Genomic DNA, 22699 nt, shown 5'->3' with positions numbered 1-22699 from the left:
GCCAGCGATGCATCGCTCAGCCCCTGGTACCAAGAGCGTGGCGTGTCTTTGGGGATAAAAAGTGCCCATAGCGCTTGCCTACAAAGCGCAAATGCTACAAAAATAGGAGTGAAAGAAGGGCCCCTACCGACCGATACCGGCGCGCCCCACGCGAGGGATGCCCTGCAAGGGCCGCCCCGCAGCGAGGGCATCGTCTCCCTGCCCGAAACGCCCAGCGTTGCGAGAGCTGGGGGAAGGCGCGCAGCGCCTCAGGGGGGGCGTCTCTATCACACCTGCATGTTCATGATGTCGGTATAGGCTTGCACCATCCGGTTGCGCACATGCAGCGTGGCTTGAAAGCCGATCTGGGCCTTCTGGATGGCCACCATGGTTTCTTCGAGGCTGACAGAGGGGTTTTCCATCTGCACCTCGGTTTGCAGGTTCGAAGAGCGGTTTTGTGCGGCGCTGACCGACTGCAGTGCGCCTTTGAGCGCCCCCGAGAAACCCACGTCATTGGCGTCGTTTTGCGGCGCTGCAGCACGGCGCGCCACGCCAGCGCCCGTGAGCGGGGCGGTAGAGCTTGAGATGCGAAGGTCCATGGCTGTATCCGTGGGAATGGCGGTATGCTGCGTATCCTAGCCATCGCGCCGGGACCCATCGCTCTGAATTGATGGCCAAACGCGCGGCTTATCCAGCGAACATTTTGGAGGCGTGACCGAATAATCGACCCCACGCTTTGGTCCTTGCCGGGCCACCCTACTGGAAAGCAAGATGTCTGCAGTTGCTGAAATTCCTCTCACCCCCCCTGCCAGCCCGAACTGGCTGCAGCGGCTGTCTGCCCTCGACAGGGCGCAGCGCATGCGGCTGGGTGTGGGCGCGGCGCTGCTGGTGGCGGTGGCCATTGCGGCCATCGTGCTGGGGCGCCAGCCTGACTACCGCGTGCTGTTTGCCAATCTGAACGACAAAGATGGCGGTGCCATCGTGGCCCAGTTGTCGCAGATGAATGTGCCTTACAAGCACGCTGATGGCGGTGGTGCCATCCTGATCCCAGCAGACCGCGTGCACGACGTGCGCCTGCGCCTGGCCACCCAGGGCCTGCCCAAGGGTTCGGTGGCGGGTTTCGAACTGATGGAATCCAGCAAATTTGGGATGACCCAGTTCCAGGAGCGTCTGAACTTCCAGCGGGGCCTGGAGGGCGAACTCACGCGCTCCATCCAGGCGCTGTCGTCGGTGCAAGGTGCGCGGGTGCATCTGGCGCTTCCCAACCAGAACGGATTTTTCAGGGAGCAGCAAAAGCCTTCGGCGTCGGTGCTGGTGAGCCTGCACCCGGGCCGTATTCTGGACCGGGCGCAGCTGGCGGGCATCGTGCACCTGGTGGCTTCCAGCGTGCCAGAGCTGTCTCCGTCCGCCGTGAGCGTGCTGGACGATACAGGCAAGCTGCTGTCCCAGTCGCCCGATACCGCCGCTGGAAACGGTGTGGATGCGCAGCAACTGCTGTATGTACAACAGATCGAACAGCAGTACACCCGCCGCATCCTGGACATCCTGGAGCCCGTGGTGGGCCGCGACAACGTCAAGGCGCAGGTGACGGCCGAGGTGGATTTCACCCAGACCGAATCCACCTCCGAGCAGCACCGGCCCAACCTGGCCACCGATGCCAGCGCCATCCGCAGCCAGCAGGTGGTGGAAAGCACAGGTCCCCAAGGCAATCCGCTGCCCACTGGCGTGCCGGGCGCCACGACCAATCAGCCCCCTGCACCGTCTGCCGCGCCCATCAATGGCGCCAACCCGCCGCCCACCGCAGCCGGCCAGCAGGCTCAGGGCGCCCAGGCTGTGGGTAGCAAGCGCGAATCCATCACCAATTACGAGGTTGACAAGACGGTGCGCGTCACGCGCGGCGGCAGTGGTGCCCTCAAGCGGGTGAGTGCAGCGGTGGTGGTCAACTACCAGTCCACGGAAGACAAGGGCAAGACCGTGTCGAAGGCGCTCACACCCGAGCAACTGGAGCAGATGACGGCGCTGGTGCGCGAGACCATTGGCTTCAACCGGGATCGCGGCGACTCCGTCAACCTCATGAACACACCGTTCCAGGTGACCGCAACGCCAACCAGCGACATTCCTCTGTGGAAGCAGCCTGAAGTGATCGATCTGGCCAAGTCGTTTGCCTTGCCGGTGGGTGCAGTGCTGTTTGCGGCCCTGGTGCTGATGGGCTTGGTGCGTCCGGCCCTCAAGGGCACTGGCGCGGCGGCCAAGCCCCGTGCCATCCCGGTGGCCGGTGGCCAGCTGGATGCCGTGGAGTCCGAAACGCCCGAACGCCCGGCGCTGCCTGCGCCCGCCAAGAAAAACGAGGTGCTTCCTGCCACGCCGGAGCAATTGCGTCTGGAAGAGGCGCGCGTGCTGGCCAAGGAGAACCCTGTGGCTGTGGCCAATATCCTGAAGACCTGGCTGAACGGCGAGCCGGTCTAATCACCGACACCACGGACGACGACCATGGACGACCAAGGACTCAACGACGCCGCGATCATGCTGATGTCCCTCGGCGAGGAAGAGGCTGCCGAAGTGTTCAAGCACTTCTCGCCCAAGGAAGTGCAGAAACTCGGCGAAACCATTGCGCGCATGCGCTCGGTATCGCGCGAGAAAGTGGACGAGGTCATCAACAAGTTCTCCGGCGCCGCTGCTGCGCAGAGCCTGCTGGTGTCCGACACCGGTAATTACGTGCGCGCCGTGCTGCGCCGCGCGCTGGGCGACGACAAGGCGGGCCTGCTCATCGACCGCATCCTGCAGGGCGGCGACGTGTCGGGCATCGAGAGCCTCAAGTGGATGGACCCACTGTCGGTGGCTGAACTGCTGCGCAACGAACATCCCCAGATCGTCGCAGCCATCCTGGTGCACCTGGACAGCGACCAGGCGTCGGGCATCCTGATGCACCTCACTGACCGTCAGCGCAGTGAAATTTTGCTGCGCGTGGCCACGCTGGAAGGTATTCAGCCGACGGCGCTCAAGGACCTGAACGAGGTGCTGTTCAAGGTGTTGGCGGGTGGCGACAAGATCCGCAAGAGCTCGCTGGGCGGCGTCAAGGCTGCGGCCGAGATCATCAATCTGCTGGGCGGCAACATGGATGCCGTGGTGCTCGAATCCATCCGGGGTTACGACCCCGATCTGGCCCAGAAGATCATGGACAAGATGTTCGTGTTCGAAGACGTGCTCAAGCTCGACGACAAGGCGATCCAGACTGTGCTCAAGGAGGTGGCGTCCGAAACGCTCATCGTGGCACTCAAGGGAGCAGTGCCCGAGCTGCGCGAGAAGTTCCTGTCGAACATGTCCTCGCGTGCCTCCGAGGCATTGCGCGAAGACCTCGAATCGCGCGGCCCGATGCGGTTGTCCGAGGTCGAGGCTCAGCAGAAGGAAATCCTGAAGACCGTGCGTCGCTTGTCCGACGAGGGTCAAATCGTGATTGGATCCGGCGGTGATGATGCCTTCGTCTAGCCAGCGCTCTTATTCGCGCTTCATTCCCAGCGAGGAAGTGGGCGATTTCACGCAGTGGAAGTTTGGAGCGGTGGACGGCTCCGACCTGGTTGAGCCCGTGGAGCCAGAGCCTGTGGCCGAGATTCCGGCTGAAATTGATGAGGCTGCGCAGCAGGCACTGATTCAGCAGGCATGTGATGACGCCTACGCTGAGGGCTTTGCCCAGGGGCAGGCCCAAACGGCGCTGGAATGGCAGCGGCGCATGGACGAATACATTGCCCAGCAAGGGCATGAAACGGCGCAGCGGCTGCAGAGCGTGGTGCAGACCCTCGATGCAAGCCTGATCGACATGCAGCAGCAGATGGCCCAGCAACTGCTGGAGCTGGCCTGTGACATTGCGCGCCAGGTGGTGCGCCAGGAACTGTCCGTCAACCCCAACGCCTTGCAGCCCGTGGTGAGGGAGGCGGTAGGCATGCTGGTGACCGAGGGGCGACCTGCCATGGTCCGCCTGAACCCTGCAGATATGGAGGCGATGGCCCAGCCTCTGCGCGAAGAAATCGATGCCCCCGGTGTGCAGTGGATGGCGGATGCTGCGGTGCCGCCGGGCGGCTGCCTGGTGGAATCAGCCGGTACGGCGGTGGACGGCAGCCTTGACAAACGCTGGCAGCGGGCCATTGCCGCACTGGGGCTCCAGTCGCCATGGCAAGAGGAAGAAGAGGGCAGTGATGGCCGTTGAATCTCCTTCTGCCTGGACACGCCTGATGGACGACGCGCGTGCGCGCGTCGCTGAAGGCGCGCCGCTGGAGACGCGCGGCACGCTGACCCGGCTGACGGGCCTGGTGCTGGAGGCTGTGGGCATCCGCGTGCCCGTGGGTTCGCAGTGCATGGTCCAGATGCCGGGGCATGCCCCCGTGCTGGCAGAAGTGGTGGGTTTTTCTGCGGACCGCGCTTTTCTGATGCCTGCGGGAGATATCCACGGACTCTCCAGTGGTGCCAGTGTGGTGCCCGCTGCGCCCTACATCCCCATCCCCCGTCTCGGCGAGCCCGCGCGGGCCATCCAGCGTGCGGGTGTACTGCGCTTGCCGATGGGCGAAGGCCTGCTGGGCCGGGTGGTGGATGCGCAGGGACTGCCGCTGGACCATGGCGGGCCCGTGCAGGACGTGGTGTCTGAGCCCATGGGGCGCCGCCAGATCAATGCCATGGACCGGGACCCTGTGCGCGAATCGCTGGACACGGGCGTGCGCGCCATCAATGCCCTGCTTACCGTGGGGCGTGGGCAGCGCCTGGGTTTGTTTGCCGGTTCAGGGGTGGGCAAAAGCGTCTTGCTGGGCATGATGGCCCGCTACACACAGGCAGATGTGATCGTGGTGGGGCTTATTGGCGAGCGGGGGCGCGAGGTCAAGGAATTCGTGGAAGACATTTTGGGTGAGGATGGCCGTGCGCGATCGGTGGTGGTGGCGGCGCCTGCTGATGCGCCGCCGCTCTTGCGCATGCAGGGGGCTGCATATGCCACGGCGGTTGCCGAGCACTTTCGGGACAAGGGCAAGCATGTGCTGCTGCTCATGGATTCGCTCACCCGCTATGCCATGGCGCAGCGCGAAATTGCGCTGGCCATCGGTGAGCCTCCCGCCACCAAGGGCTATCCGCCCTCCTGCTTTGCCAAGCTACCGCAACTGGTGGAGCGCAGTGGCAATGGGCTGCACGGGGTTGGCTCGATCACGGCTTTCTACACGGTGCTGTCTGAGGGCGATGACCAGCAAGACCCGATCGCTGACGCGGCGCGTGCGATTCTGGATGGGCACATCGTGCTGTCGCGGGCTTTGGCCGAGACGGGGCATTTCCCCGCCATCGACATTGAGCAGTCTGCATCCCGCGTGATGCACAACGTGGTGTCGCGCGGGCATTTTGATCTGGCGCGACGCTTTCGGGCGGTGTATTCGCGCTACCAGAAGAGCCGGGATCTGGTGCAGGTCGGTGCGTACATGAGCGGCTCCGATCCCGCCCTGGACGAAGCCATTCGCCTGCAGCCGCAGATGGCCGCCTTCTTGCAGCAGGACATGTTCGAGGCCGCCTCGATGGACCAGAGCGTGGCGGGCATGGCAGCGGTGTTGGACCATTGAACACCTGGGGTAGTCAGCCATGTCCAGCCTGAACTCGCTCGCCGTCGCTGTGGAAGTCGCCTCCCGCAAGCGGGACGACGCGCGCCAGGCGCTGCAGGACATGTTGGCTGCGCAGCAGGCGGCGCGTGCCCAGCTCGACCAGCTGGAAGATTACGCCCGAGAGACCCAGGCGCGTTGGGGCATGAAGGCCGATACCACGATGAAGCCCGAGGTGATGTACCACCACTACCAGTTCATGGACCGCCTGGGCCACGCGGCGGGTGTCCAGAATGGTGTGGTGGGAGACCACGCCCATCGGGTGGAGGCCGCCAGGCGCGCCTTGCTGGAGGCGGAATTGCGTCTGGCAAGCCTGCGCAAGGTCATGGAAAAGCGGCGCCACGACCTGGAGTTGGCCGAAATGCGAAGAGATCAGAAACAAACCGATGAGCGGGCTGCGTTGCAGTACCGCAGTGCGATTCAGGGCTCTGAGGGCCGGGAGTATTGACCATGGAACCCACCAAAATTTCTTCTCCCCAGGGCACCCAGTCCGCCCATGCCGCTCGGCACCGCTCCACAGCGCAGACCCCGGACGCTAACGAACCGGGCGCTGGCGGCTTTCTGGCGCTGCTGGCAGCTTTGGGCGATGGGGCGATGGGCGGAGGCGATGGCGCTCCGCTGGATCTGGCGGCCTCGGGTGCCGCTCCTTCCGATGTGGCTTTGTCGGACGCTGCAAAGGCGGCCATGGAGGCCTCCGCCATGGCGGCCTGGCAGGGTTTGCTGGTGCCCGGCGCCAATGGGCGGGTTGATGCTGCTGCGGCAGAGCGCGGGCAGGGCGGCAGCATTTTGAGTGCCGGAGCGCAGACCGGAGCGGTATTGGGGCTGGAAGCGCAGGGTGGTAGCGCCCAAGGGGGGCTGGCGTCCCTGGCGGGAATCCTTCCTGGAACGGACGGTCTTTCGCAAGGCATCGTGGCTGAAACAGCCAGGCTCGACACTTCGGCAGACTTGCAGGAAGGGCTCCCGCCGGTCGGCGGGATGGCGCAGGGTCGGATTTTCTCCCGCATGCAAAGTGCCTTGGCCCAGAAGGCAGATGCAGTGGAAATGTCTACAGGTCGCTCCCTCGGAGGAGGCGCTGCGCAGCAGTTGCCGGGCCATCAAGGCGTGGCCCTGGCTGCGGTGCAGATGGCCAGCGAGCGAATGGTGGGGATGCCAGTTGCTGGCGCATCGGATCGCAGTCCTGGGGGCATGGTGGACCCGGCGGGTGGCGCTGTGGTCGCCTCCGTTGCAGAGGGGTTGCTGTCTCCGGTAGCGTCCGCGCGAGGTGGGGAGGGTGCGGACGCTGGAGGCCGCTCTGGCGAGGGGCGTTCCAGCGCCGGGGCTTGGTTGGATAGCGGCAGCGGTTCTGCGCCGGTGGAGCCGGGCTCCCTGGATGGGGCAACGGTGTTTGCCGACCCCGCACAGGCAGGTGTTGAGGAGCAGGTCGCCGAGCAGGTGGCTTATTGGGTCAACCAGAAAACACAGAATGCGGAACTGACGCTCAACCGCGACGGGCAGCCGGTAGAGGTGTCGGTGTCACTGTCGGGCAATGAGGCCCACGTGACGTTCCGCAGCGACCAGCCGCAGACCCGTGAGCTGCTGGACCGCAGCATGGCGCAATTGAGTGAGCTGTTGCGCAGTGAGGGCCTCGTGCTGTCGGGTATGTCGGTTGGCACCTCGGCGGGGCAGCGTGACGATGCGGGTGGGGCTGAGCGGCAGGGCCAGCGCGATGGCGCTCGCCAGGCGAAGGTGGTCGCTGCAGCGCCCACTGGCACGGCTTCACTGCTGCGCGGTGGCGCCCCGGATCGCGCAGTAGACGTCTTTGTGTGAGCCCGGCGGGCAGACGGGGCTACCCGCCTGCCGCCCGCGTCACCCCCCCGGTCAGGAACTCGCTCGCGCGGCGTCTTTACGCTGCTGCTGGCGGTACGCGAGTACCGTGTTACTCCCTACCCCAGAGCATTTCTGATAGGTTGCTTTGCAGCGGTGGCTACTCCTGCATTCCATCAGGTCTTGCCGCTGCAGCGCGACCGAACGCCGTTCCGGTGCTTGCGTGCAGAGTCCATAGCGCAGTGAATGCCATGGTTTTGGGCTTTTATTCTGGCTATTATTGGTTGCAGCCCCGCCCAATAATGGGCCATCCGGTTTTGCTCGCCCATGGATTGCGCGGGCCCGGCCCGTCTCCCACCGCAAGGAATCCGCAACGTGTCAGCCAATACTCCCGCAGCGGCCCCGGCCAAAAGCAAGAAGATGCTCATCATCATCATCATCGGCGTTGTGGTGGCGGTGCTGGTGATTGGTGGCGGCGCGGCGGCTTGGTTCATTTCCAGCCGCTCCCATGCCGACGAAGAAGATGGGGCTGCACCAGTCCGCAAGGAGGCCCCCAAGGTGGCCCCCACGTTCCTGCCCATGGAGAACATGGTGGTGAACCTGGCAGACCCTGGCGGTGACCGGTTTGCCCAGATTGGTATCACCCTGGAGTTGGAAGATGCCAAGACAGCAGAGCAGGTGAAGCTGTATTTGCCCTCCATACGCAGCGGCATCCTGATGCTGGTTTCCCAGCGGACTTCCACTGAACTGCTGCAGCGGGAAGGCAAGGAAAAGCTGGCTGCAGACATCCTGCGGGAAGTCTCCCGCCCCCTGGGTTACACGGTTCCTACGGAGCGTGCACGCGCTGCGGCGGCCGACAAGGAAGAGGATGCGGAGGACCGGCCTTCGCGTCGGCGCACAGAGCGCAACCCGGTGCACCGTGTGCTTTTTTCCAGCTTCATCATCCAATGACCCGGGCGAGGACCAGTCATGAGTGATTCATTTCTTTCCCAGGAAGAAGTTGATGCCCTTCTTGAAGGGGTTACTGGTGAGAGCCAGAAGTCGGTCGAGGAGGTCGCGGAGGCGGGCTCCGTACGCAACTACGACATTTCCAGCCAGGAGCGCATCGTCCGCGGGCGTATGCCGACGATGGAAATCGTCAACGAGCGGTTTGCACGCAACTTCCGCATCGGGCTCTTCAATTTCATCCGCCGCAGTCCTGAAATTTCGGTGGGCACGGTATCCGTGCAGCGTTACAGCGCCTTTCTGCGCGAGCTGGCGGTACCCACGAACTTCAACATTGTGGCCATCCGTCCGCTGCGCGGCAGCGGACTGATCGTGTGCGAGCCCTCGCTGGTTTTCGGCATCATCGACACGCTGTACGGCGGCGTGGGCAAGTTCCAGACACGGATTGAAGGTCGGGATTTTTCGCCCACGGAGCAACGGGTCATCAACCGCCTGGTGGACGTGATCTGTGCTGAATACAAAAAGGCCTGGCAGGGCATTTACCCGCTGGAGCTGGAGTACCAGCGGTCTGAGATGCAGCCGCAGTTTGCCAACATTGCCACCCCCAGCGAAATCGTCGTATCCACGGCGTTTCAGCTGGAAATCGGGGACCTTTCGGGCGCCATCCACATCTGCATGCCCTACGCGACGCTGGAGCCGATCCGTGACGTGTTGTATTCGTCCACCCAGGGCGACTCCATTGAAGTGGATCGCCGCTGGGTCCGCGTGCTGACCCGGGAAATCCAGGCAGCCGAAGTGACCCTGGTGGCCGAATTGGCACGCGCCGACGCCACCGTGGAGCAGTTGCTGGCCATGAAGCCTGGCGATTTCATCGAGCTGGACCGAGAACCCCGCATTCGCGCATCGATTGGTGGGGTCCCCATTTTTGAGTGCCAGTACGGAACGCACAATTCCAAGTACGCCATTCGTATCGAAGAATGCCTGCGCAATGCCGACATGAGCTGGCTGGGAGAAAAAGATGTCAACTGAAGAAGATAACAAGGATGCTGGCGCGGACGACCCGTTTGCGGGTTGGGCCGAGGCGCTTGAAGAGCAAAAGCGCACCGACGACAAGCCTGGCGACGGGGAGCAAGGTGGCCCGTTGTCTGGTGAGCCTGTACGCCCTTTCTCCGGTGGTGGCGATGGCACGGTCAACGACATCAACATGGTGCTGGACATACCCGTCCAGTTATCGGTGGAGCTTGGGCGCACCAAGGTACCCATCAAGTACATCCTTCAGCTCGCGCAAGGCTCGGTCGTGGAGCTCGATGCCCTCGCGGGTGAGCCGATGGACGTTCTGGTCAATGGCTATCTCATTGCCCAGGGCGAGGTGGTGGTTGTGAATGACAAGTTTGGTATTCGCCTCACGGACGTGGTGACGCCTTCCGAGCGTTTGCGGCGGGTCAGTCGTGGATAGTGGCAGCATGACCCAGACGCTGGTCGTGGTCGTCCTTTTTGTGGGGGCCATGGCTCTACTGCCCTGGCTTGTCCGCCGGTTGCAGCAGCGGCAGGCTGCAGGCAGCGCTGGTGTGGGAGCCGCGTCCCGGGTACTGTCCGCAGTGGCTGTCGGCCCCCATCAGCGCGTGGTGACGGTGGAAGTCGGGCCCGAGCATGCGCGAACCTGGCTGGTGCTGGGCGTTACCGCTCAGCAAGTGAGCTGTCTGCATGTGTTTCCTGCTGGTCTGTCAGCTGCCCCCCATTCGGCACCCAGAGCGGAGCCTTCTTTCGCGCAGGCAGTCGCGTCCGCCGTGAACGCCCCAGGAAGCACCGCCAATGGCTGATGTATCGCTCACCCGTCGCGTGGCGCTGCTGGGAGCGGTCGCTTCTGTGGGGTTCATGGGGCATGACCTGGCCTTCGCGCAGGCGTCTGCCGGGTCCCTGCCGCTGGTGGTGGGGAGCGGTCCGTCTGGCAACAGCTACTCGGTGCCTATTCAGACACTGTTGTTCTTCACGGCGCTCTCCTTCTTGCCAGCGGTGCTGCTCATGATGACCGGCTTTACCCGGATCGTGATTGTTTTGTCGCTGTTGCGCCAGGCGCTGGGCACCCAGTCCGCGCCGCCCAACCAGGTCATCATCGGGCTGTCGCTGTTTCTCACTTTTTTTGTCATGGGGCCTACCCTGGACCGTGTGTACCAGGATGCCTATGTGCCTTACACCAATAACACCATCAGTTTTGAACAGGCTCTGGAAAAGGCCGAAGCGCCGATGCGCAGTTTCATGCTCAAGCAGACCCGGCAGTCTGACTTTGCCCTGTTTTCCCGCTTGGCGCGACTGGATTCCAGTGTGACCGCAGAAACTGCACCCCTCAGGGTGCTTGTGCCTGCATTTGTCACCAGTGAACTGAAATCGGCGTTTCAGATCGGGTTCATGATCTTCATTCCGTTTCTGGTGATCGACATGGTGGTGTCGAGCATCCTCATGTCTTTGGGCATGATGATGTTGTCTCCGGTGCTGGTGGCACTGCCGTTCAAACTCATGCTGTTTGTGCTTGCGGACGGCTGGAACCTGCTGATTGGCTCGCTGGCTGCCAGTTTTGTACCCTGAAGGAGCTGCCAATGACTTCACAAATGGTGCTGACCATCGGGCGTGATGCGCTGACATTGCTTCTGATGATTTCGATGCCCGTGCTCGGGGTCGTCATGGCGGTGGGATTGCTCGTGAGCATTTTTCAGGCCGTAACCCAGATCCACGAAGCGACGCTTGCGTTTGTTCCCAAGCTCATTGCTGCGATGGTGGTTTTTGCCATTGCAGGCCCCTGGATGCTCAGCACCCTGGTGGACTTTATCCGCCGGACCATCGAATCGATTCCTTCGATGATTGGCTAGCCCGGTGAGAGGGCGAGCTATGGGTTTTTTCCTGAAGCCGGGTCCTCCAGACGCCCGCTTCGAAGCCCGTTGAGGATCGTGTGATCACTTTCACCGAGGCTCAGCTGATGGCTTGGCTTTCGCCCATTCTGTGGCCCTTTTTGCGCGTGCTGGCCGTGTTCTCGGTCGCGCCGGTGTTCTCCATGCGCACAGTTCCCATGCGCGTCAAAATTGGACTGGCGTTTCTGGTGGCACTGTGCGCGCAGGGTGTGCTGGGTGATCAGCCGGTCATCAGCGTCAATGGTCGTGAGGCGTTTGGTGCTGTTGCTCAGCAGGTGGCCGTGGGCCTTGCGATCGGCTTCTCTGTCAGGCTGGTGTTTGCGGCCGTGGAACTGGCGGGTGAAATCATCGGTTTGCAGATGGGTTTGAATTTCGCGTCGTTCTTTGATCCGTCGTCCAATGCGCAGATCAGCGCCGTTGCGCGGTTTTTTGGGCATATGGCCATGCTGCTTTTTGTGGTCATCAATGGTCACTTGCTGATCCTGATGGCCGTGGTGAAAAGCTTTGACCGCTTTCCTGTCGATGGAAACTTTTTGCATGCGCTCGGGCAGATGCGCCTTTATGAACTGGGCTCGTCGCTGTTCGCCAGCGCGCTCTGGATCGCTCTGCCGATGATTGCGCTGTTGCTGTTTGTCAATTTGACGCTGGGCATCATTTCCCGCGTGGCACCACAAATGAATATCTATGCGGTCGGTTTCCCCGTGACGTTGACGGTAGGCATGCTGGGTATTGTGGCCACACTGCCGCTACTGGAGCAACCCGTGCTCGCGCTCATGCAGCAGGCAGTCGATCTGTTTGCTGCTCAGCGGTAGTCATAGGTGGCGCTGGGGGTAGGTTCAGACCAGCTGGTTTCGGATGGCGTAGACGGTAAGCTCCGCATTGTTGGACAGCTTGAGCTTTTCCAGCACCCGTGAACGGTAGACACTCACTGTCTTTGGACTCAGCATCAGCTCTTCTGCAATGTCCGACAGCCTGCGTCCGGACGCGATTTTGACCAGCGTTTGCAGCTCCCGCTCCGACAAGGCCGTGTGTGGCGCTTCCGGCGTAGGCTGTGCCAGGCTGTCCGCGAGCATCTGCGCCACTTCTGCCGTGAGGTACTTGCGTCCCTGCATGACGGTCCGCACGGCAGCAATCAGCTCGACCGGGTCCCCTGCCTTGTTGGCATATCCTTGCGCGCCAGCTTTCAGGCAGCGCAGGGCGTACTGATCTTCTGGATACATCGAGACCACCAGCACCTTGATGGCGGAATGGGTTTCGCGCAAGCTGGTGAGCACCTCCAAGCCGCTGCGGCCCGGCATATTCAAGTCCAGCAGCAATACGTCGCAGGCGGCGGAGCGCAAGACCTCGCGCAACTCGGAATATCCTCCGGCCTCGCCAGTTACCTGGATGTCGGGCGCGTCGGCCAGCGTGTCGCGTATTCCACGCCGCAAGACGGCGTGGTCATCGCACAGGACCACATGAATCACTGCGCATCTCCTGGAGCTGGTGGTGTTGGGTGCGATGTTAGCGGTATGGACAGGATCACCGACGTGCCCTGGCCGGGCCGACTGCTGATGTCCAGCCATCCCCCCACGGTCCGGGCACGCTCATGCAAGCCTTTGAGCCCAAAGGCTTTTGGTTTTTCGAGCATGCAGGGGTCAATGCCTTGCCCATCGTCAGTCACTTCCAATGTCAGGACATCCTCTTTGTCGGAGAGGTCAATGTGCACTGTGCGGGGATGTGCGTGTTTGGAGATGTTGGTCAGCGCCTCCTGCGCTGTGCGATAGGCAACCAGCTGAATATCTGCGGTGGCCCGGATAGATTCGCTGCTGCTGATAACCCGGGCGGGAATGCCCGAGCGACGCTCAAATCCGGCGGCAAGCCATTGCACCGCTGCCACCAGTCCCTGTTCAAGAATCGGGGGGCGCAGGTTCATCATGATGCGTTGGCTTGCTCCAATGGCATGCTGCAGCATCTCTGCCGCTGAGGCTGCATGCTCTTGCATCTCCGTATTGGTGCAATGGCGTCCGATCCATGCCACATCGAACCTGACGGCGGTCAGTGCGCCGCCGATATCGTCATGGATCTCGCGGGCAATGGACGCACGTTCCTGTTCGATCGAGGTTTGCAGATGTTCCGTCAGGTCAGCCAGTCGGCGCTCCGAGGCTTCCAGTTGCGAGACAGCCAGTTCGCGCGCCTGACGGGCTTCATGAACCTCCAGGGCGCGTGCAATGACATGCGGCAGCCGCTGAAGGTCGTCTTTAAGCAGGTAATCGGCAATGCCCAGGCGGATCGCATCTACAGCTGCTGCCTCGCCGATGGCTCCCGACAGAAGGATAAAGGGGGGGTGTTGCGGCTTTTGCACCACATGTGCCCACGCGTCCAATGCCGTGAAGCCGGGCAGCCGGTAATCTGCCAAGATGATGTCGAACGGCTGGATATCTGTGAGCCGCTGGAATTCGGAGAGCGAATCCACCCGATGGAGGTGGCAGTGGAGACCGGAGCGCCGCAGGGTCAATGCGGTCAACTCATGATCTGCCAGTGAATCTTCAAGATGCAGGATGTTGAGGGTCTGGTCTGATGCTATGGTGACCATAGGAGCGCTATCATAGGATACAAATTGGAACAAACAAGGGTGTTTGTCCGATTGGGATGGTTTCAGCGTCAGCGTCCAATGGGCGCTGACACCACGGTGCACACGGGCTTGGGGCCACTGTGCGGGTGTCGTAGTTCTGTGTTTTTGCGTGCTTTGCTGCTGCGTGCCGCGATGGAGAAACGATGCAATCTACGCTAACAACGTCTGGAGGACCTGCTGTCCAGGTTCCCGTCATGGTGGCGGCAGAACTGCAGGATTCGTTGCTGGTCGTTATGCATGACCTGCATCGCCTGGAAGGACTGCTCAACCATGCTACCGATAACCTGCTGGAACGCTTTGGGGAGGCAAACGCGGTGCTGACGGATGCTGCCGTTGCAGATTCCCCGGAGCTGGTAGCTGCCCGCGCTGCGCTGCGCAGTGCAGTGACTGAGTTGCAGTTCCAGGATATGGCGTCCCAGCTGATATGGCACACGACCAAGGTGCTTCAAGGATGCGCGTTTCGTTTGGCTTCCGAAGCCATGGGCAATGAAGATGGCGAAGAAGCGGCGCCCTTTGCGGAGATGGCGCCCGACCGGCCTAACCCTGTCACGCAGAGCGAGATGGATGCCGGTTCGGTGGACCTGTTCTGATCTTTACATCACTGGTTAACCTATATATTTAAGTCAGTTGGAGCCTTACATGCAATCGATCCTTGCCGTAGATGATTCACCGTCCATGCGGAAAATGGTGTCGTTCACTCTGACGGGTGCCGGCTATCACGTCGTGGAGGCGGTGGATGGGCAGGATGCCCTGGAAAAGGCCGAGAGCCACAATATTGATCTTGTGCTCGCTGACCAGAACATGCCCCGGCTTGACGGGATCGGGCTCACTCGGAAACTGCGTGAGAACCCTAAGTTCAAGACCATTCCCATTCTGATCCTCACCACCGAGTCCAGTGATCAGATGAAGCAGGCGGGACGTACTGCTGGCGCGACCGGCTGGTTGGTCAAGCCCTTCGATCCCAATCGCCTGATTGAAGTTATCCAGAAAGTGATCCGCTGAGTCGGGTTGTCCGGGATCACCAAGTACACAGGAGCCCATGATGGCGGAAACTTACCAAGAAGGATCGGGTGCAGGTGCTGACTTCGACCTGAGCCAGTTCTATCAGATCTTTTTCGAGGAAGCGGGCGAAAACCTGGACCAGATGGAGCAGATGCTTCTGGATCTGGATTTGAGTAGCGCCAATGACGAAGAACTCAATGGCATCTTCCGGTGCGCCCATTCCATCAAGGGTGGTTCAGCCACTTTTGGATTCTCGGATGTTGCGGAGTTGACCCACCAGATGGAGTCTCTCCTGGACCGCTTGCGCCGCCACGAGCTCCAGCCCATTCCGCAGATGGTGGATGTGCTCCTCGAATCTGCCGACGCCTCGCGGAGCCTGCTGGCCCGCCACCAAGCAGGTGGGCAGGGCGAAGCTGTTTCCACCACCTCACTGGTGCGTCGCATTAGTGAACTTGCTGCAGGGTTGGTCCCCGGGGATGCCCCTGCTGTCGCTCCGCCCCCGCCGCCGGCCGCACCTGCTCCAACTCCGGCTCCACAGGCTGCAGCACCAGCGCCGGCACCGAAGGTAGTGACACCGGCGGTGGCCGGACAGGCGCGGACCCTGGAGATTCAGATTGGTCCCTTGGATCGACTGGAGCAGGCGGATGCCATCAAGGAGCTTTTTCGGGATATCCCGGGCCTCGGGGCGATCCGTGACATAGAAAGTCCACAGGCCAATACGCGGAGTTTCGCGGTGGAAACCACCTCCACCAACGACGATCTGCTCGACCTGTTTGCCTTTCATGTGGCCAAGGAACAGGTGCTGATCCGTGACGCTGCGGCGCCAGCGTCGGGCGTTGCCGCTGACGAGGATGAAGAAACGGTCCTTGCTGCTGGCGCCGCTGGGGGTGAGGCCTACGGTTTCTTCAGCGAAGCGCCTGGCGCCCCACGTGCGGATGCACCTCACGCAGCGCAGGCCCCAACCCAAGCTGTGAAGGTTGCTGCAGCCCCCAAGGCCAGCGAGCCGAAGGTTGCCATGCAGGCGCAGATGGAGTCCACGACCATTCGGGTCGATGTGAAAAAGGTCGACCAGCTCATCAATCTGGTGGGCGAACTGGTGATCACCCAGGCGATGCTGGCGCAAAACAGCCGGGGCCTGGATGCTGGGGCGTACCAGCAGTTGCTGGCAGGGCTGGCTGACCTGGATCGCAATACCCGCGATCTTCAGGAGTCGGTCATGTCGATCCGCATGATTCCGATGTCCATTGTCTTCAGCCGTTTCCCCCGCATGCTCCGGGACCTGGCCAACAAGCTGGGCAAGAAGGTGGAACTGGTGACGCTGGGCGAAGCCACCGAACTGGACAAGGGGCTGGTGGAAAAGATCACCGATCCGCTGACTCACTTGGTGCGCAACAGTTGCGACCACGGTATTGAGATGCCCGCAGACCGATTGGCCAAAGGCAAATCCGAGCACGGGACCATCACGTTGTCTGCCTCTCACCAAGGCGGCTCGATCGTGATTGAGGTACGCGACGATGGCCGTGGGCTCTCGCGCGAAAAGATTCTCAGCAAGGCCCAAGAGCGTGGCATTGAAGTGTCCGAGCAGATGAGCGACGCGGAGGTCTGGCAATTGATCTTCGCGCCCGGCTTCTCCACGGCTGACGAGGTGACGGATGTGTCCGGGCGTGGAGTGGGAATGGATGTCGTCAAGCGCAACATCGCTGCACTCAATGGTTCGGTCGAAATCGATTCCGCTGAAGGCTACGGAATGAAGGTTTCTGTGCGCCTGCCACTGACGCTGGCCATCATGGATGGCATGTCCGTGGGGGTGAGTGATGAGGTCTACATTCTTCCGCTGTCTTCGGTGGTGGAGTCCTTCCAGGTCAATGCAGACGATGTGAGCACCGTGGCCCAAGGTTCGCAACTGGTGAAAGTGCGCGATGAATACATGCCGGTGATTGCGCTGGAGAAAATTTTCCAGGTGCCACGTTTCGATCCCAACAAATCCAGCAACATCATGGTGGTGGTCGAGGCGGATGGCAGCCGTGTGGCGCTGTTGGTTGATGAGTTGCTGGGCCAACACCAGGTGGTGGTCAAGAACCTGGAGTCGAACTACCGCAAGGTTCCCAACGTATCGGGGGCCACCATTTTGGGTGACGGCACGGTCGCACTCATTCTGGACACAGGCGGTTTGGTGCGCAGGGCGCGCCACTAGATTCAAGCGGCCGTTCCCAGGGGCACGGCGCTGTCACGAAAGGAGAAGCACCATGAGTGTGATGGGTAAAACAGCAGAGGCGGTGCCAACGGGCACCCGTGAATATCTGACTTTCCGTCTCGACCAGGAAGAGTACGGTATCGACATCCTGAAGGTGCAGGAGATACGTGGCTATGAGCCACCTACACGGATTGCGAACGCCCCTAACTTCATCAAGGGTGTCGTCAATTTGCGCGGCACCATCGTGCCCATCGTTGACATGCGGCTCAAGTTCAACTGCGCGCAAGCCGACTACAACAGCTTCACGGTGGTCATCATTCTGAACCTCCGCAACCGGGTGGTCGGAATCGTGGTGGACTCCGTCAGCGATGTGATGGAGCTGACACCTGAGAGCATCCGTTCGGCGCCTGATATCGAAAGCGCCATCGACAACAGCTGCATCCTGGGGCTGGGGTCGGTGGGGGAGCGGATGCTGATTTTGCTGGACATCGAGAAACTCATGTCCGGCGTAGACATGGGGCTGGTGACTGCCAACGAGTAGGACTCCTCCGTCACCAACGTGGTGGACCCGGCACCTGCCAGATTTCAGGTGTGGCTTGCAGATCTCTAGGAGCGAACAGGATTTCCCGTCGGACGATCAATATGGCCCAACCCACCAGTGCCTCTTCAACAGCCCGGCCTCCCGTTGGCAGGGCGGATCCAGCGTTTGCCGCTGCTGCAGCGCCGTCGGGGCCGCTGGCTCAAGGGCGTGAATTCGTCTGGACCAATGCAGATTTTGCGCGGGTGCAGGCCTTGATCTATCAACGGGCCGGGATCAGCTTGCACGATGGCAAGCACGCCATGGTGTATAGCCGCCTTTCACGCCGCTTGCGGGACACGGGCCACAGCAGCTTTCACGACTATCTGGGATGGCTGGAGACGCACGACGGGCCGGAGTGGCAGGAGTTCATCAATGCCCTGACCACCAACCTCACTGCGTTCTTCCGCGAGCAGCACCACTTTGAGATTTTTGCTTCGCACCTGCGGAGCAAGCCGTCTGCCAGCTGGAAGGTTTGGTGCAACGCGGCATCCACCGGAGAAGAGCCTTATTCCATTGTCATGACCGCGTTCGAGGCGCTGGGAGCCAACGCTTCTTTCAAGCTGACTGCCAGTGACATTGATTCCCGCGTGCTGGCGACGGCGGCGCAAGGGGTGTACCGCCTTGACAGTCTCAAGGGGCTGAGCCCGGAGCGCCTGCAAAAGTTTTTTCTGCGGGGAAAGGGTGGCAACCTGGGGATGGTGCGGGCCAAGCCGGAGTTGCGCCGCGCGATTGACTTTATGAGCGTGAACCTCATCCGGGATGACTGGCCGTTCAAAGAGCCCTTCGATGTGGTTTTCTGCCGCAATGTGATGATCTACTTTGACGCCGCCACGCAGCGACGCGTGCTGGAAAGGATTCACCGGGTCCTGAAACCCGGGGGCATGCTGTTTGTGGGGCATGCCGAAAACTTTAGCGAGTCCAGAGACCTGTTTACGCTGCGTGGCAAGACCGTGTACGAGCGTCGCTGACCTGCCATGTTGCCTCGCACCTAGCCCATGACCAATATTCCATCAGGATCCTCTCTTTCTCCGGCCGCCGCCTCTTCTGGCGCGTCCGAGCGGCGCCGTGCCCCTCGCATTGCGCCGTTGAGTGCGGACATCTACTCTGCGGGGGCAGGTCCTGCAAGGGAATCATCGCTGCAAGATCTCAAAGCGCGCAGCCGCAAGCCTGGGGAGGCATCCTTTTTCTACCTGGACCATCATTTCCAGCACAACGCTGTGAAGGTGCTTCCTGGTGAGTATTTCGTGGGCGACGAGAACATGATCATCATGACCGTGTTGGGGTCGTGTATTGCCGCCTGCTTGTGGGACAGCCGCGCGCATGTGGGAGGGATGAACCATTTCATGCTGCCCGATGGTGACGTGGCGGATGCGTCGGGCCGCTATGGTTCATACGCGATGGAATTGCTGATCAACGAGATGCTCAAGCTGGGCGCCCGGCGCGAGACCATGCAGGCCAAGATATTTGGCGGTGCGCAGGTCATGCACAACTTCACGACCATGAACGTCGGTGAGCGCAACACCAATTTTGTTTTGAACTACCTGCACACGGAGCGGATTCCCATCGTCTCCGAGGATGTACTGGATATTTATCCGCGCAAGGTGGTTTTTTTCCCCATCACGGGGAAGGCCATGGTCAAGCGATTGGCACACGCACATCCCGAAACCCTGGTGGCCCAGGAAGTGCGTGGCAATGCAGCTACTGTGGCAAAGACTACCTCGGGCGGTTCTGTCGATCTGTTTTGAGGAAGGCGTGAGTTAATGAGCAGGAAAATCCGGGTGATCGTGGTGGACGATTCGGCGCTGGTCCGTAGTCTGCTGTCCGAGATCATCAACCGGCAGCGGGACATGGAGTGCATTGGCACGGCCAACGATCCCTTGGTGGCACGCGAGATGATCCGCGAGCTCAATCCTGATGTCATCACACTGGATGTTGAGATGCCCCGGATGGATGGCATCGATTTTCTGGGGCGTCTGATGCGCTTGCGCCCGATGCCAGTGGTGATGATTTCCACGCTGACGGAGCGGGGCGCCGAGGTGACCATGAAAGCGCTCGAACTGGGTGCCGTCGATTTTGTGGCCAAGCCCCGGGTGGGGCTGGCCAGCGGCCTCAATGATCTCGCTGCGCAGATCGTGGACAAGATCCGTGTGGCTGCGGTCGCCCAGGTCCGCCGTGCACCCGTGCGTGACGCTGCGCCAGCAGGGGGCGGCGCCGGGGCTGCTGTTGCGCCCCCAGCCTCGGCTCTCCTGGGCCGTCTGTCCACCGAAAAGCTGATCTGCATTGGTGCTTCCACAGGGGGGACGGAGGCTATCAAGGAGGTGCTGGTGCAAATGCCGGCGGATTCGCCCGCGATTGTCATTACCCAGCACATGCCTCCAGGGTTCACCACCAGCTTTGCTGCCCGCTTGAATGGCTTGTGTCAGATTACGGTCAAAGAGGCGGTCAATGGCGAGCGCATCTTGCCTGGCCATGCCTACATCGCGCCGGGTGGCACCCAGTTCCATGTAGCACGCAGTGGTGCCAACTATGTGGCGGTGGTGGATGATGGTCCGCCCGTGAATCGTCACAAGCCCTCGGTGGAAGTGCTGTTCAAATCTGCCGCCGCAGTGGTTGGACGCAACGCCTTCGGCATCATGCTCACTGGAATGGGTAATGATGGAGCGGCTGCGATGCGCGAAATGAAGGACGCCGGCAGCTACAACTATGTGCAGGATGAGGCGACCTGTATTGTCTTTGGCATGCCGCGTGAGGCCATTGCCCATGGCGCTGCTGATGAGGTTCTGCCGCTGGGGCAGATCGCGCCTGCGCTGATCACCCGTCTGCGCGGCGCTACGGATCGGCTGCACCACCGCATCTGATGGAATAACGCGGCCCTTGAGCGCTGCAGGCTGAATGGTTTCCTGCGGGCCGCGCTATGTTCCCCGACCGGCTAACGCTATGCGGACAGGGCTGTCCAGCGCTCCAGTGCGGCCATCAACTCGTCTTCGATCGCGCCCGCCCTCGCGGTCATGACTGCTGCCCGCGCCGGATCGGTGCTGTAGAGGGTCCCATCTGCCAGTGCCTCTTGGAGCGCCTGCTGTTCGGATTCCAGGCTGGCGATCTGCGCCGGGAGCTGATCCAGTTCGCGCTGCTCCTTGTAGCTAAGCTTCTTTTTTGATAGCTGTTCGGGCTTGCTGGATAAGCGCTGATCGGCATTTTGACTCAAAATTTCCGCATCAACCTTTTTGGTGGCGGGTGCTGAAGCGTTGAGAGCCCTGCTGCGCTTGGATTGCAGCAGCCAGTCCTGCACGCCGCCTTCGTACTCTCGCCACAGTCCATCGCCTTCAAATGCGATGGTGCTGGTGACGACGTTGTCGAGAAAGGTTCGGTCGTGGCTGACGAGGAAGACCGTACCTTCATAGTTCTCCAGCAGCTCTTCTAGGAGATCCAGCGTGTCGATGTCCAGATCGTTGGTGGGCTCATCCAGCACTAGGACGTTGGCAGGACGGGCGAACAGCCGCGCCAACAGCAAGCGGTTACGTTCCCCACCCGATAGCGAGCGAACCGGAGAGTGCGCGCGGGCCGGAGAGAACAGGAAATCGCTCAGATAGCTTTTCACGTGTTTGCGCTGGTTGCCAATCTCGATCCATTCGCTGCCCGGGCTGATGAAGTCTTCCAGCGTGGCATCCAGATTGACCGCGTGGCGCATCTGGTCGAAATACGCAACTTGCAGGTTGGCTCCCTGGCGGATGGTGCCCTCGTCAGGCGCGAGCTCGCCAAGGATCATCTTGAGGAGCGTGGTCTTGCCTGCACCATTGGGGCCAATCAGTCCCACCTTGTCGCCGCGCAGGATGGTCCCCGTGAAGTTGCGAACAATGGTCTTGTCGCCGAACGATTTGCCCACCCCGGCCAGTTCAGCGACGATCTTGCCCTGGTAGCCATTGGAACCACCGGTTGCCACATCCATGCGAACGCTGCCGACCACCTCGCGACGTGCTTCGCGGCGCGCACGCAAATGCTCCAGGCGGCTGATGCGGCTCTGGCTGCGGGTACGGCGTGCTTCGACGCCACGGCGTATCCAGACCTCTTCCTGTGCCAAAAGCTTGTCGGCTTTGGCTGAGATGACAGCCTCCTGCGCCAGCTGCTCTTCTTTCTGTATCTGGTATTGCGCAAAGTTTCCGGGGTAAGACCGGAGCTGGCCTCGGTCGAGTTCCACAATTCGCGTAGCGACCCGGTCCAGGAACGATCGATCATGTGTGATGGTGACAACGCTGCCGGGAAAGTCGAGCAGAAGGTCCTCCAGCCATTCAATCGAATCAAGATCCAGATGGTTGGTCGGCTCATCAAGCAACAGTACGTCTGGGCGTGCCACCAACGCCTGTGCCAAGGCCACGCGTTTTTTGGTCCCGCCCGACAGCGTGCCGACCACCGCGTCCGGATCAAGGTGCAGTCGCTGCAGGGTTTCCTCCACCCGCTGCTCCCAGTTCCAGGCGTCATACGCTTCAATCTCCGACTGCAATGCATCCAGGTCCAGTCCTTCCGCACCCGACAGGTACTGGTCGCGGATCGCGATGACACGCTGCAACCCTTCGGATGCCGACTTGAAGATGGTGGCGGTAGCGTCCAGGGAAGGTTCCTGGGCCACAAATGCAATCCGCACTCCTTGCTGTACCTGGAGCGAGCCGTCGTCAGGTTTTGCCAGGCCTCCAAGAATTTTGAGAAGCGAGGATTTGCCTGCGCCATTGCGGCCGATTAGCCCGACACGTTCCGCAGTCTCCAGAGAAAAGCCAGCGTGGTCCAGCAATGCAACATGCCCAAATGCGAGTTGGGCGTCCAGTAAGGTGATAAGTGCCATAAGAGCAAGATTATCGGGGCGGGGCCGTATAAGCCTGTTGGGGATCTTCGGCGCTGCTTCAGTGGGCTCGTCTCTTCACATGGGTAGTGCTGTGCATGTGACATGCGCTTGCAGCACTGTGTGTGCCCGTGTTGCTCCGGCCGCGTTCCGGTAAAACCCAGCATCTCATGATGTTGGGCGCTCTTGCCGTCCAGGGGTTGCAGCTGGAGCACTTGCCTCGTGGT

Annotated in this window: 24 protein-coding genes; 20 read left to right on the top strand and 4 right to left on the bottom strand. The window is 61.4% G+C overall.

Features of this window, described 5'->3' with window-relative positions:
* Positions 1-266: 266 nt before the first annotated feature.
* A complete protein-coding gene (gene fliE, locus AC2YJX_RS21010) occupies positions 267-578 on the bottom strand; it encodes a flagellar hook-basal body complex protein FliE (RefSeq protein ID WP_055398288.1) in 312 nt (103 codons plus the stop codon).
* 172 nt (positions 579-750) lie between these two features.
* On the opposite strand from fliE, the gene fliF reads away from it, so the two are divergent.
* From fliF to fliR, 13 genes are all read left to right on the top strand, one after another.
* On the top strand, positions 751-2445 hold the full coding sequence (fliF, locus tag AC2YJX_RS21005; protein ID WP_487257180.1) for a flagellar basal-body MS-ring/collar protein FliF: 1695 nt from the start codon (positions 751-753) through the stop codon (positions 2443-2445).
* A 24-nt stretch (positions 2446-2469) separates the two neighbouring features.
* Positions 2470-3465 carry a flagellar motor switch protein FliG gene (fliG, locus tag AC2YJX_RS21000; protein WP_055398286.1) on the top strand — a complete coding sequence of 332 codons (996 nt, stop codon included), beginning with the start codon at positions 2470-2472 and terminating at the stop codon, positions 3463-3465.
* Positions 3449-4180: a FliH/SctL family protein gene (locus AC2YJX_RS20995; protein ID WP_487257179.1), complete on the top strand. Its 732-nt coding sequence runs from the start codon at positions 3449-3451 to the stop codon at positions 4178-4180. Before fliG ends, AC2YJX_RS20995 begins: the two co-directional genes overlap by 17 nt.
* Complete coding sequence (fliI, locus tag AC2YJX_RS20990) at positions 4170-5564, top strand: flagellar protein export ATPase FliI (protein ID WP_121508460.1); 1395 nt, start codon at positions 4170-4172, stop codon at positions 5562-5564. The genes AC2YJX_RS20995 and fliI overlap by 11 nt, the downstream gene beginning before the upstream one ends.
* 19 nt (positions 5565-5583) lie before the next feature.
* A complete protein-coding gene (gene fliJ, locus AC2YJX_RS20985; protein ID WP_055398283.1) occupies positions 5584-6048 on the top strand; it encodes a flagellar export protein FliJ in 465 nt (154 codons plus the stop codon).
* Positions 6049-6050: 2 nt separating this feature from the next.
* Positions 6051-7406: a flagellar hook-length control protein FliK gene (locus AC2YJX_RS20980; RefSeq protein WP_431150847.1), complete on the top strand. Its 1356-nt coding sequence runs from the start codon at positions 6051-6053 to the stop codon at positions 7404-7406.
* 372 nt (positions 7407-7778) lie between these two features.
* On the top strand, positions 7779-8354 hold the full coding sequence (locus AC2YJX_RS20975; protein ID WP_431150846.1) for a flagellar basal body-associated FliL family protein: 576 nt from the start codon (positions 7779-7781) through the stop codon (positions 8352-8354).
* Positions 8355-8372: 18 nt separating this feature from the next.
* On the top strand, positions 8373-9377 hold the full coding sequence (gene fliM / locus AC2YJX_RS20970) for a flagellar motor switch protein FliM (protein WP_010466026.1): 1005 nt from the start codon (positions 8373-8375) through the stop codon (positions 9375-9377).
* Positions 9367-9804: a flagellar motor switch protein FliN gene (gene fliN / locus AC2YJX_RS20965; protein ID WP_055398281.1), complete on the top strand. Its 438-nt coding sequence runs from the start codon at positions 9367-9369 to the stop codon at positions 9802-9804. Before fliM ends, fliN begins: the two co-directional genes overlap by 11 nt.
* Positions 9805-9811: 7 nt before the next feature.
* On the top strand, positions 9812-10168 hold the full coding sequence (locus AC2YJX_RS20960; RefSeq protein ID WP_121508462.1) for a FliO/MopB family protein: 357 nt from the start codon (positions 9812-9814) through the stop codon (positions 10166-10168).
* Between the two features lie 55 nt (positions 10169-10223).
* A complete protein-coding gene (gene fliP, locus AC2YJX_RS20955; RefSeq protein ID WP_121422887.1) occupies positions 10224-10931 on the top strand; it encodes a flagellar type III secretion system pore protein FliP in 708 nt (235 codons plus the stop codon).
* Positions 10932-10942: 11 nt separating this feature from the next.
* Complete coding sequence (gene fliQ, locus AC2YJX_RS20950) at positions 10943-11212, top strand: flagellar biosynthesis protein FliQ (protein WP_015015801.1); 270 nt, start codon at positions 10943-10945, stop codon at positions 11210-11212.
* Positions 11213-11292: 80 nt separating this feature from the next.
* On the top strand, positions 11293-12063 hold the full coding sequence (gene fliR, locus AC2YJX_RS20945; RefSeq protein WP_228898924.1) for a flagellar biosynthetic protein FliR: 771 nt from the start codon (positions 11293-11295) through the stop codon (positions 12061-12063).
* A gap of 24 nt (positions 12064-12087) precedes the next feature.
* On the opposite strand, the gene AC2YJX_RS20940 is transcribed toward fliR, so the two are convergent.
* Entirely contained in the window at positions 12088-12717 is a 630-nt protein-coding gene (locus AC2YJX_RS20940; protein WP_121421275.1) for a response regulator, read from the bottom strand.
* Entirely contained in the window at positions 12714-13826 is a 1113-nt protein-coding gene (locus tag AC2YJX_RS20935) for a hybrid sensor histidine kinase/response regulator (protein WP_487257178.1), read from the bottom strand. Before AC2YJX_RS20935 ends, AC2YJX_RS20940 begins: the two co-directional genes overlap by 4 nt.
* Before the next feature lie 182 nt (positions 13827-14008).
* Between AC2YJX_RS20935 and AC2YJX_RS20930 the strand changes: the two genes are divergently transcribed.
* The 7 genes from AC2YJX_RS20930 to AC2YJX_RS20900 all read left to right on the top strand — a co-directional run bounded on the left by AC2YJX_RS20930 (position 14009) and on the right by AC2YJX_RS20900 (position 20499).
* The gene (locus tag AC2YJX_RS20930; protein ID WP_010466010.1) at positions 14009-14455 is read left to right on the top strand and encodes a hypothetical protein; all 447 of its coding nucleotides are present in this window, start codon (positions 14009-14011) and stop codon (positions 14453-14455) included.
* Between the two features lie 49 nt (positions 14456-14504).
* Positions 14505-14867, top strand: a complete 363-nt coding sequence (locus AC2YJX_RS20925; protein ID WP_010466008.1) for a response regulator — start codon at positions 14505-14507, stop codon at positions 14865-14867.
* A 40-nt stretch (positions 14868-14907) separates the two neighbouring features.
* Positions 14908-17061 (top strand): chemotaxis protein CheW, encoded by a 2154-nt coding sequence (locus AC2YJX_RS20920; protein ID WP_487257177.1) that lies wholly within the window; start codon positions 14908-14910, stop codon positions 17059-17061.
* Between the two features lie 52 nt (positions 17062-17113).
* A complete protein-coding gene (locus AC2YJX_RS20915) occupies positions 17114-17602 on the top strand; it encodes a chemotaxis protein CheW (protein WP_010466005.1) in 489 nt (162 codons plus the stop codon).
* Between the two features lie 101 nt (positions 17603-17703).
* Entirely contained in the window at positions 17704-18609 is a 906-nt protein-coding gene (locus AC2YJX_RS20910) for a CheR family methyltransferase (protein WP_121421273.1), read from the top strand.
* Positions 18610-18636: 27 nt separating this feature from the next.
* Positions 18637-19386, top strand: coding sequence for a chemoreceptor glutamine deamidase CheD (cheD, locus tag AC2YJX_RS20905; protein ID WP_055398273.1), 750 nt, complete (start codon positions 18637-18639; stop codon positions 19384-19386).
* Positions 19387-19401: 15 nt separating this feature from the next.
* A complete protein-coding gene (locus AC2YJX_RS20900; protein WP_055398272.1) occupies positions 19402-20499 on the top strand; it encodes a protein-glutamate methylesterase/protein-glutamine glutaminase in 1098 nt (365 codons plus the stop codon).
* A gap of 77 nt (positions 20500-20576) precedes the next feature.
* Here AC2YJX_RS20900 and AC2YJX_RS20895 read toward each other — a convergent pair whose 3' ends face one another.
* Positions 20577-22475 carry an ATP-binding cassette domain-containing protein gene (locus tag AC2YJX_RS20895; protein WP_487257176.1) on the bottom strand — a complete coding sequence of 633 codons (1899 nt, stop codon included), beginning with the start codon at positions 22473-22475 and terminating at the stop codon, positions 20577-20579.
* Positions 22476-22699: the final 224 nt, after the last annotated feature.

The sequence above is a fragment of the Acidovorax sp. SRI_002 genome, from assembly GCF_057586455.1.
The sequence above is the reverse complement of the archived record's forward strand: the minus strand, read 5'-3'. Positions and strand labels throughout refer to the sequence as shown.

Bases quoted from the DNA above. Each gene is read 5' to 3' on its own strand.
- fliE (WP_055398288.1), bottom strand. From the start codon at position 578: ATGGACCTTCGCATCTCAAGCTCTACCGCCCCGCTCACGGGCGCTGGC.
- fliF (WP_487257180.1), top strand. From the start codon at position 751: ATGTCTGCAGTTGCTGAAATTCCTCTCACCCCCCCTGCCAGCCCGAAC.
- fliG (WP_055398286.1), top strand. From the start codon at position 2,470: ATGGACGACCAAGGACTCAACGACGCCGCGATCATGCTGATGTCCCTC.
- AC2YJX_RS20995 (WP_487257179.1), top strand. From the start codon at position 3,449: ATGATGCCTTCGTCTAGCCAGCGCTCTTATTCGCGCTTCATTCCCAGC.
- fliI (WP_121508460.1), top strand. From the start codon at position 4,170: ATGGCCGTTGAATCTCCTTCTGCCTGGACACGCCTGATGGACGACGCG.
- fliJ (WP_055398283.1), top strand. From the start codon at position 5,584: ATGTCCAGCCTGAACTCGCTCGCCGTCGCTGTGGAAGTCGCCTCCCGC.
- AC2YJX_RS20980 (WP_431150847.1), top strand. From the start codon at position 6,051: ATGGAACCCACCAAAATTTCTTCTCCCCAGGGCACCCAGTCCGCCCAT.
- fliM (WP_010466026.1), top strand. From the start codon at position 8,373: ATGAGTGATTCATTTCTTTCCCAGGAAGAAGTTGATGCCCTTCTTGAA.
- fliN (WP_055398281.1), top strand. From the start codon at position 9,367: ATGTCAACTGAAGAAGATAACAAGGATGCTGGCGCGGACGACCCGTTT.
- AC2YJX_RS20960 (WP_121508462.1), top strand. From the start codon at position 9,812: ATGACCCAGACGCTGGTCGTGGTCGTCCTTTTTGTGGGGGCCATGGCT.
- fliP (WP_121422887.1), top strand. From the start codon at position 10,224: ATGGGGCATGACCTGGCCTTCGCGCAGGCGTCTGCCGGGTCCCTGCCG.
- fliQ (WP_015015801.1), top strand. From the start codon at position 10,943: ATGACTTCACAAATGGTGCTGACCATCGGGCGTGATGCGCTGACATTG.
- AC2YJX_RS20935 (WP_487257178.1), bottom strand. From the start codon at position 13,826: ATGGTCACCATAGCATCAGACCAGACCCTCAACATCCTGCATCTTGAA.
- AC2YJX_RS20930 (WP_010466010.1), top strand. From the start codon at position 14,009: ATGCAATCTACGCTAACAACGTCTGGAGGACCTGCTGTCCAGGTTCCC.
- AC2YJX_RS20925 (WP_010466008.1), top strand. From the start codon at position 14,505: ATGCAATCGATCCTTGCCGTAGATGATTCACCGTCCATGCGGAAAATG.
- AC2YJX_RS20920 (WP_487257177.1), top strand. From the start codon at position 14,908: ATGGCGGAAACTTACCAAGAAGGATCGGGTGCAGGTGCTGACTTCGAC.
- AC2YJX_RS20915 (WP_010466005.1), top strand. From the start codon at position 17,114: ATGAGTGTGATGGGTAAAACAGCAGAGGCGGTGCCAACGGGCACCCGT.
- AC2YJX_RS20910 (WP_121421273.1), top strand. From the start codon at position 17,704: ATGGCCCAACCCACCAGTGCCTCTTCAACAGCCCGGCCTCCCGTTGGC.
- cheD (WP_055398273.1), top strand. From the start codon at position 18,637: ATGACCAATATTCCATCAGGATCCTCTCTTTCTCCGGCCGCCGCCTCT.
- AC2YJX_RS20900 (WP_055398272.1), top strand. From the start codon at position 19,402: ATGAGCAGGAAAATCCGGGTGATCGTGGTGGACGATTCGGCGCTGGTC.
- AC2YJX_RS20895 (WP_487257176.1), bottom strand. From the start codon at position 22,475: ATGGCACTTATCACCTTACTGGACGCCCAACTCGCATTTGGGCATGTT.